Origin of the sequence: Phenylobacterium sp. RIFCSPHIGHO2_01_FULL_69_31 (genome assembly GCF_001824475.1) — a bacterium.
Lineage (GTDB): Bacteria > Pseudomonadota > Alphaproteobacteria > Caulobacterales > Caulobacteraceae > Phenylobacterium.
The window spans coordinates 22274-36302 of the sequence record NZ_MHXN01000011.1; the positions used below are offsets into that span (position 1 = coordinate 22274).

The following is a 14029-nucleotide window of genomic DNA, read 5'->3' on the forward strand; positions in this document are numbered from 1 at the left end:
TAGCGCTCCGAAGAACGCAGGGGGCACATCGGGCTTTGCGACGGTGAAGTCAACCCACGGGGGACGAATACCGCCAGGAGTTGCCTTTTGGCCGCAGGGCGTGGGAAGCCTTCGAACAGGCGAATCCAGTGGTCCGGCGGGGGATGGGATGCGGTTCCTGACGAGCATCGTCGCGGCGGCCTGGCTTCTGGCAGGCGGCGCGTTCGCGGCGCCGTCCGCGACCGATCTCGCCGCCATCGCCGCCGTCGAAAGCCGCATCGCGCCGATCGGCTCGACCGAGGGCAAGACCTTGGCCGCCCGGATGGCGGAGCTGAAGGTCCCCGGTGTCAGCGTCGCCTTCATCGAGGACGGCAAGGTGAAATGGACCCGGACCTACGGCGTGGCCGACGCCTCCGACGGCCGGCTTGTGAGGCCCGACACGCTGTTCCAGGCCGCCTCGATGAGCAAGGCGGTGGCCGCGGCGGGGGCGCTGCGCCTCGTGGAGCAGGGGCGGCTCGATCTCGACGGCGATGTGAATGCGCGGCTCAAGACCTGGCAGGTCCCCGCGAGCCCCCATACCGCCGCCGAGAAGGTGACGTTGCGCCGCCTTCTCAGTCACACCGCCGGGCTGACCGTCAGCGGCTTCCCGGGATATGCGGCCGGCAAGCCGATCCCCAGTGACGTGCAGATGCTGGACGGCAAGCCCCCGGCCAACACGCCGGCCGTTCGATCGTTCGAGCCGCCCGGGCAGGGCTATGCCTATTCCGGCGGCGGCTACACCGTGGCGCAACTGCTCATGACCGAGGCGGGTGGGCAGCCCTTCCCGAAGCTGCTGGATCGGCTGATCCTGCGGCCGGCCGGGATGCGCAGCTCCACCTTCGTTCAGCCGTTGCCGCAGGCCGTCGTCCAGAAGGCGGCCAGCGCGCACGATCCGAAGGGCGCGGTCATTCAGGGCGCGCGCCACACCTACCCGGAGTATGCGGCCGCCGGCCTCTGGACCACGCCATCCGACTATGGGCGCTTCCTGATCGCGCTGCAGAGAGCATATTCAGGCGAGCCGCGCGCGATCCTCGATCGGGCCTCGGCTCGGGCCATGCTGACGCCAGTCCTGAGCAGCTATGGCCTGGGCATGATCATCGAGCCGCGCGGCCAGCGCCTCGCCATCCAGCACAGCGGCGGGAATGAGGGCTTCCAGTGCCATTCGTTCGCGTTCCTGGACGGATCGCGGCAGGGAGTGGTGATCATGACCAACGGGAGCGGGGGCTGGCGGCTGGCCCGCGAAGTCCTTGCCGCCACGGGCAGCGCGTATGGCTGGCCCCCGGCGGAGAAGTCGCCCGAGGGTTCGAACCGTCGCGCGCCTCTCGTCGCGGCGACCGCGCCATGACGGAAAAGCGCATGGTCCTGGTCGCCGCGGCGGCCCTGGTGGACGTGGACGGACGGGTGCTCCTCTGCCAGCGGCCGGAGGGCAAGCAACTGGCCGGGCTCTGGGAATTTCCGGGCGGCAAGGTGGAGGCGGGCGAGACGCCCGAGGCCTGCCTGATCCGCGAGCTGGAGGAAGAGCTGGGCATCAGGGTCAGCCACGCCTGCCTGGCGCCCTTCGTGTTCGCGAGCCATGAATACGACAGCTTCCACTTGCTGATGCCGCTCTACCTGGTGCGCCGGTGGGAGGGGCAGGTGACCAATCGCGAGCACAAGGCGATGGCCTGGGTCCGGCCCATCGACATGGACAGCTATCCGATGCCCCCGGCGGACGGGCCGCTGGTGGCTTGGCTGCGGGACCTGATCTGATGCGCCAGGCGGCCCGGACGCTCACGCTCCAGACGCCGGGCCAGGGCCTGCACGAGATCACCCGCGAGGTCTGCGGCTGGGCGTACGGACAGGGGATGAGCACCGGCCTCCTCACCCTGTTCTGCCGCCACACTTCGGCATCCCTCGTCATACAGGAGAACGCCGGCCCCGACGTCCGCCGCGACCTGGAGGACTGGGTGGCCGCTGTGGCGCCCGAAAGCGCCGCCTATCGGCACCAGGACGAAGGCCCCGACGACATGCCGGCCCACCTGCGGGCGGCGCTGACGGGGGTGCAGCTGTCGATCCCCCTGTTCGACGGACGGCTGGTGCTGGGGACCTGGCAGGGGATTTATCTGTTCGAACATCGGCGCCGCCCGCACCGGCGCGAGGTGGCGCTGCACCTGCTGGGGGACTGACGATGCTGCGAACCCTGCTGGCGGCCGCCCTGCTGCTTGCGCCTCTACCCGCACAGGCGGCATGGAAGCGGATCGACTTGCCGAAGGATGTCACCCTGCGCGCCATCGCCACGGTCGGGGCCGGGATCGTGCAGGTCTCGGGGGCGAAGGGGACCTACGCGGTGTCGGAAGACGGCGGGCGGACCTGGCGCTTCGCAGCGCCGCCGGAGGGGGCGGAGCTGGATTTCCGCGGCCTGGCGGCGCTGGACGCCAAGACCACGGTGCTGATGAGCGCTGGGGAAGGGCCTAAGGGGCAGGCGAAGCTGTTCCGCACGGCCGACGGCGGACGCAGCTGGACGCAGGTGTTCGAGACCAGCTTGCCGAGCAGCTTCCTGGACACGGTCGCCTTCCGTAACGGCCGCGTGGGCTACGTGCTCGGGGATCCCATCGACGGACGCTGGTTCCTGTTGCGTACGCAGGACGGCGGCCGGACCTGGCGGCGGTTGCCGGGACCGCCGGTCCAACCGGGCGAGGCGGCCTTCGCGGCCAGCAATTCGGCGCTTTTCCTGGGCGAGCGATCGGACGTGTGGATCGTCTCGGGCGGCCTGAGCAAGGGACGCGTCCACCATTCGGCCGACGACGGCGGGACCTGGACCGTGGCCGAGACGCCGCTGGCCGGCAGCGGCAGCGCCGGCCTGTTCGGCGGCCTCAGCCTGGGCGGCGGCCGAGCGGTCGTGGTGGGGGGCGACTACAAGGACGAACTGGCGGACATGCCGTCCATTGCGCTCGGCGATGGCAGCGGCTGGAGGCTGGCGCCCCACGCTGGAACGCCGCGCCTGTTGGAAGGCGTCGGCCGGCTCGACGCCCGCACCCTGCTGGCGGTGGGACCCCGGGGCTCGTCGATCAGCGAGGACGACGGCCGAACCTGGCGACAGACGGACACCGAGGCCTTCCACGCCATCGCCTGCCGTGCCGGGACCTGCGTCGCCGCCGGCGGCAAGGGTCATGTAGGGATTTGGGTGGGGGAGTAACCGCTCCGCCCCCGTGAACGGGGGAGGAGCTCGGGAGGTTAGTCCAGGCTCGCCCGTCGCATGGTTTTGGCCGGCTTGGTGGCGTCGACGACGCATTGGCCGGGGTCGCGCATGGCGTGGACGCCCAGGCAGTAGATGTCCTCGTAATGGGTCCCGGCCGCGGCCAGGCACTGGTGGTAGTTGAGCTTGGCGGTGCGCAGGCACTGGCCGCTCTTGAACTCGCTGAGCAGGGGCCGGGCGGCGGCGTCCTGGCCCAGGACCGTGAGGGCGGCGAGGGCGACGCCGCGGGCGACGACGGGGCTCGGCCCGCCGCGACGGCCGCCTTCGGAGATCGCCGCAGTGAGGCGGGCGCGGTCGGCGGCCTCGGGCCTGTAGCCCGCGGCTTGCTTCACGGCGGCCAGGCGTTGCGGACCGTTGGTGAGCCGGGCGCGCGACCAGGCCTGGTGCTGGATGCTGTAGGACGTCTTCTTCACCCGGGCGCCGGCGTCGGCCAGGGCCTCGCCGCGCCGGGCCAGGGCCGCGTTGGCTCGCTGCGCCGCCGCCTGGCCGCCGGGCAGATCCAGGGCCGCGGCCGGATCGGTCGCCAGCCGGCGGGAGACGTCGCGGCCCTTCGCCCGCACGCCGGCCACGAACGCGGGTTCCTGCATGGCGGCGAGGGCGGCGTAGGCGATCATGCCGGCCTCCAGCTCCTTGGGCTCGTAGCCGGCGGCCGTGCGCAGGCGCTCGGCGATCTGGCCGGGACCGGAGAACGAGGCGTCGATGGCGGTGGCCTTGCGCGTGAAGGCCTCGAAGGCGCTGGCGCGGCTGGCCAAACCCCCGTCGATACCGATGTACGGCCCCTTCTTCGGCGGCGGCGCCTTGGAGGGCGCAGATCCGGTGGCGCAGCCCGCCAGGGCTACGGTGGCGGCAAGGGCCGCGAGCTTGAGCTTTTTCACGATCATCTTGGACCCCCGCAGGCAGGAGCCCCCCGGGCGTCAGTGTCCGCCCCGGATGGTTGACGGAATCTTACCCGGCGGGCGTGGCAGCCGGCGCCCAACCCGTCAGGGTCAGGATCTCGAACGTCGCCGGCACGCGGCCGTCCTCGCCGCCGAATCGTTCGGCGTAGATCTCGAAGGTCCGGTGGAGCAGGGCGCGGGTCAGGGGCTTGGGATGCCGGTCTGCCAGCACGCTCGTCTCGCCCATCTGGCGCAGGTCGGTGAGCAGCTTGAGCGGATGCTCGTAGCGCACCGTCACCGTGTCGACGTCGCTGACCGGCTGCACGAAGCCGGCCCGTTGCAGCAGGTTGGCCGCGTCCTGCGCATCGGCGAAGGGCGAGACACGGCTGCCGGCCCCGCCCAGGATCTCGCTCTCGGCCGCCACCAGCGACTGGCGCAGCTCGGTGAGCGTGGTCCCGCCCAGGAAGGCGCCGATGAAGAGGCCATCGGGCTTCAGCGCCCGGCGGATCTGGATCAGGGCTCCGACGACGTCGTTGGTCCAGTGCAGGCCCAGGGTGGAGACGATCAGGTCCAGGCTGCCATCGGCGAACGGCAGCCGCTCCTCGTCGGCGGCTAGGCGCAGGCCGTGGCGGCCAGTCAGCATCCGGTGCGAGAGGTCGGCCTCGATCAGGGTGTCGACCCGACCCGGAGCCTCCGCGGCCAGCGCCTCGGCGAAGGCCCCGCCCCGCGCGGAGAGGTCGACGGCCAAGCTGAAAGTGCGCAGGATGGGCCCCAGGCGCTCGGCCACGTCATAGGCAGCCCGGCGCTGCAGGAAGTCGGCGTTCGCAAAGCCGGGAGCCGCCCGGTCCAGGCGTTTGCGGTGCAGGACTCGGTCGAAGAGGCGCGGGGGGGCGGGCATTGAGCGCGGAAGATGGCGATTTCGCCGCCAGTTGGAAGCCTAGAGTTCGGGCGGCCTGGCGCGTGACCCTGGACATGCTGTTTCCGCCCCAGACCCTGGACGGCGGGCCGCGACCTCTGGCGGGCGGGTTCTCGGCCGACGCCTGGAGCCGGATCCGGTTCCTGGACGGGCCGGTCTGCGACGGCTGTGGGGCGCCGTTCGACTTCGATCCGGGGGCGCGATGCGCCGCGTGCCTCGCCAAGCCGCGGGCGTTCGACGCGGCGCGGGCGGCGTGCCTCTACGACGAGACGTCGCGAAACCCGATCCTGCAGCTCAAGCACGCCGACCGGCTGGACCTGGCGCCGCTGTTCGCCCGCTGGCTGTCGCGCACGGCGCGCGAGCTGATCGAGGAGGCGGACGCCATCGCGCCGGTGCCGCTGCACCCGCTGCGCCTGCTCCGCCGCCGCTACAACCAGGCCGCCGAGATCGCCCGGCCCCTGGCCGCCATGACGGGGACGCCCTACCTGCCGGACGCCCTGGTCCGCCGCCGCGCCACCGCCACCCAGGGCGGCAAGTCCGGTTCCGGCCGCAAGCGCAACGTCGCCGGCGCCTTCGAGGTCCCTGAAGCGCGGCGGACCCAGATCGAGGGCCTCCGGATCCTGCTGATCGATGACGTTCTGACCACCGGCGCCACTGCGGAGGGCTGCGCACGGGCGCTCAAGGCCGCCGGCGCCGCCCGCGTCGATTTGGCCGTGGTCGCCCGGGTTCAGGCTGCGGCAGGACTCACCATATGAAGCTGAACCGAGACGTGTTTCGTTAGAGCGCCATGAGCCAACCCGTCACCATCTACACCAAGCCGTTCTGCCCCTACTGCATCCGCGCCCTGTCGCTGCTGGAGCAGAAGGGCGTCCCGTTCACCGAGATCGAGGCCGCCTTCGATCCGGAGAAGCGCCAGGAGATGATCCAGCGCGCCGGCGGCCGGGCGACCTTCCCGCAGATCTTCGTCGGCGACCGCCACATCGGCGGCTGCGACGACATGATGGCGCTCGAACGCTCCGGCCAGCTCGACCCGCTGCTCCAGGCGGCCTAGCCGCGGTATAGGTCGGCGATGAAAGTCGGCCTGATCCAGACCCGCACGCCCGCCACCCACGCCGCAGCGCTGGCGCACGTCCTGCCGCTGGTCCGAGAGGCGGCGGCGGGCGGGGCGCGCCTGATCGTGACGCCCGAGGGCACGAACATCCTGCAGAAGGACCGTGAGGCCCTGCTGCCGCAGCTGACCGCGCTTGAGGACGATCCGGTGGTGCTGGGGCTGCGCGAGGCGGCCCGGGACCTCGGCGTCTGGATCGACGTGGGCTCAGCCCTGGTGAAGCGCGAGGACGGCAAGGCGGCCAACCGCCAGGTCCTGATCCGCCCCGACGGATCGATCGCGGCGACCTACGACAAGCTGCATATGTTCGACGTGGACCTGCCGACCGGCGAGACGGCGCGGGAGTCGGCGACCTATGAGCCCGGCGACCGGGCCGTGGTGGCGGAGGTGGACGGCGTGAAGCTGGGCCTGACCATCTGCTACGATCTGCGCTTCCCGGCCCTGCACCGCGCGCTCGCCCTGGCCGGCGCCACGGTCATCACCATCCCGGCCGCCTTCACCCGCCCCACCGGCGAGGCGCACTGGGAGGTCCTCATGCGCGCCCGGGCCATCGAGACGGGAAGCTATGTCCTGGCGCCGGCCCAGGGTGGTTTCCACGAGGACGGCCGCGGCACCTGGGGGCGATCGCTGGTCGTCGAGCCCTGGGGAAAAGTCGTTGCAAAACTTGACCATGACGAGCCCGGCGTGCTTCTGGCCGACCTCGATCCGGACGCGCCCGCCAAGGCGCGGGCGGCCATTCCCGTGCTGACCAACGCGCGGGCGTTCACAGGTCCCTAAGCGCCACGATGATCCGCTACGCCCTCACCTGCGACCATGACCACGAGTTCGAGGGCTGGTTCGGCTCGTCTACCGACTTCGACGACCAGCAGGGCCGTGGCCTTCTGGAATGCCCCCTGTGCGCCTCGAAGGCCGTGCGCAAGCAGATCATGGCGCCCGCCGTGGCCGGCACGAAGCGCACCATGCGCGAGGAACTGCCCGCCAAGGCCCAGGCGATGATGATGGAGGCCGCCGGCCGCATCCGCCGGCACGTGGAAGAGAACTTCGACGACGTGGGCGACGCCTTCGCCTCGGAAGCCAGGGCGATCCACGAGGGGCGGGCCGAGGATCGCGGCATCTACGGCCAGGCGACACCCAAAGAGGTCCGCGACCTGATGGAGGACGGCGTGCCCGTCGCGCCCCTGCCGCCCGAGCCGCTGAAGAAGTCCGAGGTCAACTAACGCGCGCTTGCGGCGCGCCCGGCCGCTTGGCAATCTCGGATTGCATCAGGTGGGGGCCTGTCCAGTGATCCGTTTTCCGCGTTTCGTTGTCGCGCTTGCGCTGGCGGCGACCTTTGCGTCCTGGACGGCGGCTGCAGCTCCGCTCTCCGCCTACGGCAAGCTGCCCACCATCGAGGCCGCGTCGGTCTCACCCAGCGGCCATGCGGTGGCCCTGGTCCTGACCGACGGCGAGGATCGGCTGATCGTGGTCCAGGACCTGGCCAGCAAACAGATGACGCTTCGCGCCGGCACCGGCCGGGCCAAGGTGCGCCACGTGCGGTGGGCGGGCGATGGCCACCTCCTGATCATCACCACCGTGACCGCCAATCCGATGGACGTCCGGACGACACAGCGCGAGTGGGCCATGGGTTTCAGCATGGACCTGAAGACCAAGAAGGTCCTGCCGCTGCTGCGCGACGCCGAATACGCGATGAACACGATCTACGGCCTGCCCGTCGTGCGGACCTACAACGGCGAGCCGACGGTCTTCGTCCAGGGCATCAAGTTCGTGAACAACGAGGGGCGCGTCTCGCTCTTCCGCATCGACCTGGATCGGGCCAGCAGCCGCATCGTCGAGGTGGGCGGTCCCGACACCCGGGACTGGGTGGTCGGCGTGGACGGCGAGCCGGTGGCGCAGGAACTCTACGACTTCAGGACGGGCCGGTGGGCGATCAAGCTGAGGGCCGGCAACGGCAGTTGGCGGGAGGCCCTCGGGGTGATGGCGCCGCTCGACCCACCCTCGATGATGGGCCTCGGGCCGGACGGCAAGTCCGTCCTGTACGAGACGATCGACGGCGAGAAACTGGTCTGGAAGGAAGCGCGTTTCGACGATGCGCCGGCAGCGGCGCCGGTGCCCGTCTCGGGCAGCCAGGGCGCGCTCTACGATCCGCAGGACGGCCGCCTTTCTGGCCACTATGCCCTGGTGGGCGAGCAGGGCCGCTATACGTTCCTGAACCCCCAGGACCAGCGGATCTGGAAGGCCGTCACGGCGGCGTTTCCGGGCGCGATCGTCTCGCTGCAGTCGTGGTCCGGCGACCGCAAGAAGATCGTCGTCCGCGTGGATTCGCCCGACGAGGGGCCGGCTTACGCCCTGGTGGACCTGAACACCCGCCAGGCGACGTGGCTGGGGCCCGAGTACATGGGCGTCAAGGCGGCGGATGTGGCGCGCCAGACGCCGATCCGGTTCAAGGCCCGCGACGGGCTGGAACTCACCGGCTATCTGACCGTGCCCAAGGGGCGCGAGGCGCAACGCCTGCCGCTGATCGTCTTCCCGCACGGCGGTCCGGCCTCCCGGGACACGCCCGGCTTCGACTGGTGGGCCCAGGGCATGGCTTCGCGCGGCTACGCCGTGCTGCAAGTGAACTTCCGAGGCTCCGAGGGCCTGGGCGACGCCCTGCTCGAAGCCGGCTATGGCCAGTGGGGTCGCAAGATGCAGACCGACCTTTCGGACGGCGTCCACTACCTCGCCGCCGAGGGGCGGATCGATCCGAAGCGCGTCTGCATCGTGGGCGCCAGCTACGGCGGCTATGCCGCCCTCGCCGGGGCGGCCCTGGACACCGGCGTCTACCGCTGCGCCGCCTCCTTCGGCGGCCTGTCGGACCTCGGACGGTTCGTATCCTGGTCGAGGGCGAAGCGCGGCCCGTCCGCCTTCCGCTACTGGACCCGCTTCATGGGGGCCGAGGAGGATCGCAAGGTCCTGGCCGAGATTTCGCCTGCAGCCCACGTCGACAAGGTGACGATCCCGGTCCTGCTCATCCACGGCAAGGACGACAGCGTGGTTCCGCTGGAGCAGAGCCAGATCATGGCCGACGCGCTCCGCGGGGCGGGCAAGCCCGTCGAGCTGGTCGTCCAGAAGGGCGAGGACCACTGGCTCTCCCGCGGCGAGACGCGCCTGCAGACCCTCGAGACCACCATGGCCTTCATCGAGAAGCACAACCCGCCGGATTAGCGCGCGCGCTTGCGGCGCGCCCGGCCGCTTGGCAATCTCGGATTGCATCGCGTGGGGCCTGTCGAAGTCATGAGTATCAAGCGTTTCGCCGTCGCCCTGGCGCTCGCGTGGGGGCTGGCGGGGGCCGTGCAGGCTGCGCCGCTGGAGGCCTATGGCCGGCTGCCGGCCATCGACGCGGCCACGCTGTCGCCGAGCGGCGGCCAACTGGCGGTGATCGTGACCGACGGCGAGCGGCGCTCCGTCGCGGTCCAGGACCTGGCGACGAAGGCGGCCAAGGCGAGGGTGGACTTCGGCGAAGTGCCTCTGGGCGGGGTCCGCTGGGTGGGGGAGCGGCACCTGCTGATCTACACCAGCGTCGAGTTCGACCCCGGCGACGTCACGGGTGGAACGCGAAGCTGGCTTCGGGCCCACCTTCTCGATGTGGAGTCCTCGAAGCTGACGCCGCTGATGTCCGATGCCGCGGTGGGCATGAACAACATCGTTTTCGCCCCCATGGTTCGCACAGTCGGCGGCCGGCCGGCTGTCTTTCTGCAGGCCATCGAGTTCGTGAACCGCCGTGGCTACGTGGGTCTATTCCAAGTCGATCTCGCGACGGGCCGGGCCCGGGTGATCGAGCCGGCCGACGAGGGGATCCGGCGCTGGCTCGTGGATGTCGACGGCCGTCCCATCGCCCACGAGCGTTACCTGCCCAAGTCGGAGCGGTCGGAGCTTAGGATCAAGGACGGCAAGGGCTGGCGGGTCGTTCATTCGGCGGAGGGTTTCGCCGCCCGCGCTCGGATCCTCGGACTGGGGCGCGACGGACGGTCGGTGATCTATGCGGTCGGCGATCCGGCGACCGGAACGACATGGAACGAGGCCCGCACGGACGGGGCCCCGCCGGCGCCCCCGGTAGCGGTTCCTGCGCACCAGGTCCCGCTGAGCGACCCCTACGAAGGGCGGCTGCTGGGGCATTGGCAGCTGGACGGCGACGTGGACCGGGTGACCTACCTCGACCCGGCCGACCAGAAGGTCATCGACACCGTCACCTCGTCCTTCCGGGCGCTCACGGTCGAGATGAAGTCGTGGTCGCAGGATCGGCGGAAGGTGGTGGCCTGGGTCGACCAGCCGGGTGAGAGCCCGGCTTTTGCGCTCCTGGACCTCAAGGAGGGCACGTCGGCCTGGATCGCCTCGACCTACCCCGGCCTCACGCCTGCGGACATCGGTCCCAAGAGCCGGGTGCGGTTCAAGGCGGCCGACGGTCTCGATCTCGTGGGCTACCTGACCCGGCCGCCCGGGACGTCCCAGGCCAAGGCCCTGCCGCTGGTGGTGCTTGCGCACGACGGGCCGGCGGACCGTGACACGGCGAACTTCGACTGGTGGTCGCAGGCGCTGGCGTCCCGCGGGTATGCGGTCCTGCAGGTCAACTATCGCGGCTCCTCTGGACTTGGCGGGGCGCTGCGAACGGCCGGCGACAGGGAATGGGGGCGGAAGATGCAGACCGACCTGTCCGACGGCGTAAAGTCGCTGGCCAACGGCGGTCTGGTCGATCCGAAGCGGGTATGCGTCGTCGGCAAGGGGTTCGGGGGCTACATGGCCTTGGCCGGGGCGACCATGGAGCCGGAGGTCTACCGCTGCGCGGTGTCGGTCGGCGGCATATCGGACCTGCGCAGGCAGGACTCCTACGCCAAGGCCGACAACGCCTCGGCCTGGCGGGGACTGGGCGAGGTGAAGGACGTCGAGGCCCTGGCGCGCTACTCGCCGATACAACACGCCGGCGACGCCCAGGCCGCGGTGCTGCTTATCCACCTGAAGGACGATGCGGCGGTTCCGGTCTCGCAGACCCGCGACATGGCGGCGGCGCTGCGCGCGGCCGGAAAGCCGGTGGAGGTCGTGGAACTGCCGGGGCAGGACCGCTGGATGGCGCGGGCGGATACGCGGCTCGGAATGCTGACCGCGACGGTGAACTTCCTGGAGAAACACAACCCGCCGAATTGATCCGGCTCAAGGTCTCTTGTGTGGCCTCAATGCCACACTACATCGGGGTGGCCGGCGACCGTGCTTCTGTGGAGGCGGCCGCCGCGTTCCGCCTACCGAGGGGACCCGAATGAACATCGACATCTATTCCGACCGCGCCAAGCAGGCGATTCAGTCGGCCCAGAGCCTCGCGCTCGCCCGCCGCCACCAGCAACTCGCGCCCGAGCACATCCTGAAGGTGCTGCTGGAAGAGCGCGACGGGCTGACGCGCGCGCTGATCCAGAGCGCGGGCGGCCGGCCCGACGAGGTCGACAAGGCGCTGGACGCCGCGTTCACCCGCATCCCCAAGGTCGAGGGCGGCTCGGGCCAGCTCTACATGAAGCCCGACACGGCCCGCGTGTTCGCCGAGGCCGAGCAGGGCGCCAAGGAGGCCGGTGACGCCTTCGTCACCACTGAGCGGCTGCTCATCGCCTTGGCGAAGGAAGGCGGCGATGCGGCCAGGCTGCTGAAGGACGCCGGCGTCACGGCCAAGGGCCTGGAGGACGCCGCCACGGCCGTCCGCAAGGGCCGCACGGCCGACAGCGCCTCGGCCGAGGAAGGCTATGACGCCCTGAAGCGCTATGCCCGCGACCTGACCCAGGCGGCCAAGGACGGCAAGCTGGACCCGGTAATTGGGCGCGATGAGGAGATCCGCCGCACGATCCAGGTGCTGAGCCGCCGCACCAAGAACAACCCGGTCCTGATCGGCGAGCCCGGGGTCGGCAAGACCGCCGTGGTCGAGGGCCTAGCCCAGCGCATCGTCAACGGCGACGTTCCCGAGGCCCTGAAGGAGCGCAAGCTGCTGTCGCTGGACATGGGCTCGCTCATCGCCGGCGCGAAATACCGCGGCGAGTTCGAGGAGCGGCTGAAGGCCGTGCTGAACGAGGTCACGGCGGCCGAGGGCTCGATCATCCTGTTCATCGACGAGATGCACACCCTGGTCGGGGCCGGGAAGTCGGAAGGGGCAATGGACGCCTCGAACCTCCTGAAGCCCGCCCTGGCGCGCGGCGAGCTGCACTGCGTGGGCGCCACCACGCTCGACGAGTACCGCAAGCACGTCGAGAAGGACGCCGCGCTCGCCCGCCGCTTCCAGCCGGTGATGGTGGACGAGCCGACGGTGGAGGACACCGTCTCGATCCTGCGCGGCCTGAAGGAAAAGTACGAGGTCCACCACGGGGTGCGGATCTCGGACAGCGCCATCGTGGCGGCGGCGACCCTGTCGAACCGCTACATCACCGACCGCTTCCTGCCGGACAAGGCCATCGACCTGGTCGACGAGGCGGCGAGCCGCGTGCGGATGGCGGTGGACTCCAAGCCCGAGGAGCTGGACGAGATCGACCGCCGCGTCGTGCAGCTGAAGATCGAGCGCGAGGCCCTGTCCAAGGAGACGGACGCCGCCTCCAAGGCCCGGCTGGAGAAGCTGGAAGAGGAGCTCGACGACCTGGAGGGCCAGTCCGCCGAGATGACCGCCCGCTGGCGGGCCGAGAAGGAAAAAGTCAGCTCGGCTGCGCAGTCACGGGAGGCCCTGGACCGCCTGAAGGCCGAGCTCTCCGCCGCCCAGCGCCGGGGCGACCTGCAGCGCGCGTCCGAGATCGCATACGGCGAGATCCCGCAACTGGAGAAGCGCCTGGCCGAGGCCGAGGCCGCCGAGGGCCAGGACGAGCAGCTGACGCCCGAGGTCGTGGACGCCGAGCAGATCGCCGCCGTGGTCAGCCGCTGGACCGGCGTGCCGGTGGAAAAGATGCTGGAGGGCGAGCGAGAGAAGCTGCTGCGTATGGAGGACAGCCTGCGCGGCCGCGTGGTCGGGCAGGAGGAGGCGCTGGTCGCCGTCTCCGACGCCGTGCGCCGCGCGCGGGCCGGGTTGCAGGATCCGAACCGGCCGATCGGCTCGTTCCTGTTCCTGGGCCCGACGGGTGTCGGCAAGACCGAGCTCACCAAGTCGCTGGCCGAGTTCATGTTCGCCGACGAGCACGCGATCACGCGCCTCGACATGAGCGAGTACATGGAGAAGCACTCGGTCAGCCGGATGATCGGGGCGCCTCCCGGCTACGTCGGCTACGACGAGGGCGGGGCGCTGACCGAGAGCGTGCGCCGGCGGCCGTACCAGGTGGTCCTGTTCGACGAGGTCGAGAAGGCGCACCCGGACGTGTTCAACGTGCTGCTGCAGGTGCTGGACGATGGTCGCCTGACCGACGGCCAGGGGCGGACGGTCGACTTCCGCAACACCCTGATCATCATGACCTCGAACCTCGGGTCCGAGCACTTGGCGGCCCTGGCCGACGGCGAGGACGTGGACAAGGCCCGGCCGATGGTCATGGACGTGGTCCGCCACCACTTCCGCCCGGAGTTCCTGAACCGGATCGACGAGATCATCCTGTTCAAGCGGCTGGGCCGCGCCGAGATGGACGGCATCGTCCGGATCCAGCTCCAGCGCGTCGAGAAGCTGCTGGCCGACCGGCGCATGGCGCTCTCGCTGGACGACGGCGCCCTGCATTGGCTGGGCGACCGCGGCTACGACCCCGTCTACGGGGCCCGGCCGCTGAAGCGGGTGATCCAGAAGGAGCTGATCGACCCGATCGCCCGCAAGCTGCTGCAGGGCGAACTGGAGGACGGCTCGGTCATCGACGTGCACGCGGGCGACGACGGCCTCGAGATCGGCCGCGTGAAGGTCCACTAAGGAG

At 70.6% G+C, this 14029-nt stretch carries 13 protein-coding genes; 11 read left to right on the forward strand and 2 right to left on the reverse strand.

Translation table 11 applies throughout. The features are described from left to right. Positions 1 to 148 precede the first annotated feature (148 nt). From A2790_RS07590 to A2790_RS07605, 4 genes are read left to right on the forward strand one after another with little or no spacing between them, the layout of a single operon-like run. Complete coding sequence (locus A2790_RS07590; RefSeq protein WP_293389453.1) at positions 149 to 1363, forward strand: serine hydrolase domain-containing protein; 1215 nt, start codon at positions 149 to 151, stop codon at positions 1361 to 1363. After that, entirely contained in the window at positions 1360 to 1767 is a 408-nt protein-coding gene (gene mutT / locus A2790_RS07595) for an 8-oxo-dGTP diphosphatase MutT (protein WP_293389456.1), read from the forward strand. The genes A2790_RS07590 and mutT overlap by 4 nt, the downstream gene beginning before the upstream one ends. After that, positions 1767 to 2183: a secondary thiamine-phosphate synthase enzyme YjbQ gene (locus A2790_RS07600; RefSeq protein ID WP_293389458.1), complete on the forward strand. Its 417-nt coding sequence runs from the start codon at positions 1767 to 1769 to the stop codon at positions 2181 to 2183. The genes mutT and A2790_RS07600 overlap by 1 nt, the downstream gene beginning before the upstream one ends. Before the next feature lie 2 nt (positions 2184 to 2185). Then, positions 2186 to 3193 (forward strand): hypothetical protein, encoded by a 1008-nt coding sequence (locus A2790_RS07605; protein WP_293389461.1) that lies wholly within the window; start codon positions 2186 to 2188, stop codon positions 3191 to 3193. Between the two features lie 38 nt (positions 3194 to 3231). Here A2790_RS07605 and A2790_RS07610 read toward each other — a convergent pair whose 3' ends face one another. Continuing rightward, the gene (locus tag A2790_RS07610) at positions 3232 to 4134 is read right to left on the reverse strand and encodes a hypothetical protein (protein WP_293389463.1); all 903 of its coding nucleotides are present in this window, start codon (positions 4132 to 4134) and stop codon (positions 3232 to 3234) included. A 64-nt stretch (positions 4135 to 4198) separates the two neighbouring features. After that, on the reverse strand, positions 4199 to 5026 hold the full coding sequence (locus A2790_RS07615) for a methyltransferase domain-containing protein (RefSeq protein ID WP_293389465.1): 828 nt from the start codon (positions 5024 to 5026) through the stop codon (positions 4199 to 4201). 74 nt (positions 5027 to 5100) lie between these two features. Here A2790_RS07615 and A2790_RS07620 point away from each other — a divergent pair, with 74 nt between their 5' ends. The 7 genes from A2790_RS07620 (at position 5101) to clpB (ending at position 14025) form a co-directional block, all read left to right on the forward strand. Continuing rightward, entirely contained in the window at positions 5101 to 5799 is a 699-nt protein-coding gene (locus A2790_RS07620; protein ID WP_293389804.1) for a ComF family protein, read from the forward strand. A gap of 32 nt (positions 5800 to 5831) precedes the next feature. Then, entirely contained in the window at positions 5832 to 6095 is a 264-nt protein-coding gene (gene grxC, locus A2790_RS07625) for a glutaredoxin 3 (protein WP_293389468.1), read from the forward strand. Between the two features lie 18 nt (positions 6096 to 6113). Further along, positions 6114 to 6929: a carbon-nitrogen hydrolase family protein gene (locus A2790_RS07630; protein WP_293389471.1), complete on the forward strand. Its 816-nt coding sequence runs from the start codon at positions 6114 to 6116 to the stop codon at positions 6927 to 6929. A gap of 8 nt (positions 6930 to 6937) precedes the next feature. Continuing rightward, positions 6938 to 7369, forward strand: coding sequence for a DUF1178 family protein (locus tag A2790_RS07635; protein WP_293389472.1), 432 nt, complete (start codon positions 6938 to 6940; stop codon positions 7367 to 7369). A 64-nt stretch (positions 7370 to 7433) separates the two neighbouring features. Next, entirely contained in the window at positions 7434 to 9356 is a 1923-nt protein-coding gene (locus A2790_RS07640) for a S9 family peptidase (RefSeq protein ID WP_293389474.1), read from the forward strand. A gap of 69 nt (positions 9357 to 9425) precedes the next feature. Further along, positions 9426 to 11330, forward strand: coding sequence for a S9 family peptidase (locus A2790_RS07645; protein WP_293389477.1), 1905 nt, complete (start codon positions 9426 to 9428; stop codon positions 11328 to 11330). A gap of 109 nt (positions 11331 to 11439) precedes the next feature. Continuing rightward, positions 11440 to 14025, forward strand: a complete 2586-nt coding sequence (clpB, locus tag A2790_RS07650; protein WP_293389480.1) for an ATP-dependent chaperone ClpB — start codon at positions 11440 to 11442, stop codon at positions 14023 to 14025. Positions 14026 to 14029 lie beyond the last annotated feature (4 nt).

Excerpts from the sequence above, each read along its gene's own strand:
- A2790_RS07590 (WP_293389453.1), top strand. The coding sequence starts at position 149 with ATGCGGTTCCTGACGAGCATCGTCGCGGCGGCCTGGCTTCTGGCAGGC.
- mutT (WP_293389456.1), top strand. The coding sequence starts at position 1,360 with ATGACGGAAAAGCGCATGGTCCTGGTCGCCGCGGCGGCCCTGGTGGAC.
- A2790_RS07600 (WP_293389458.1), top strand. The coding sequence starts at position 1,767 with ATGCGCCAGGCGGCCCGGACGCTCACGCTCCAGACGCCGGGCCAGGGC.
- A2790_RS07605 (WP_293389461.1), top strand. The coding sequence starts at position 2,186 with ATGCTGCGAACCCTGCTGGCGGCCGCCCTGCTGCTTGCGCCTCTACCC.
- A2790_RS07610 (WP_293389463.1), bottom strand. The coding sequence starts at position 4,134 with ATGATCGTGAAAAAGCTCAAGCTCGCGGCCCTTGCCGCCACCGTAGCC.
- A2790_RS07615 (WP_293389465.1), bottom strand. The coding sequence starts at position 5,026 with ATGCCCGCCCCCCCGCGCCTCTTCGACCGAGTCCTGCACCGCAAACGC.
- A2790_RS07620 (WP_293389804.1), top strand. The coding sequence starts at position 5,101 with ATGCTGTTTCCGCCCCAGACCCTGGACGGCGGGCCGCGACCTCTGGCG.
- grxC (WP_293389468.1), top strand. The coding sequence starts at position 5,832 with ATGAGCCAACCCGTCACCATCTACACCAAGCCGTTCTGCCCCTACTGC.
- A2790_RS07630 (WP_293389471.1), top strand. The coding sequence starts at position 6,114 with ATGAAAGTCGGCCTGATCCAGACCCGCACGCCCGCCACCCACGCCGCA.
- A2790_RS07635 (WP_293389472.1), top strand. The coding sequence starts at position 6,938 with ATGATCCGCTACGCCCTCACCTGCGACCATGACCACGAGTTCGAGGGC.
- A2790_RS07645 (WP_293389477.1), top strand. The coding sequence starts at position 9,426 with ATGAGTATCAAGCGTTTCGCCGTCGCCCTGGCGCTCGCGTGGGGGCTG.
- clpB (WP_293389480.1), top strand. The coding sequence starts at position 11,440 with ATGAACATCGACATCTATTCCGACCGCGCCAAGCAGGCGATTCAGTCG.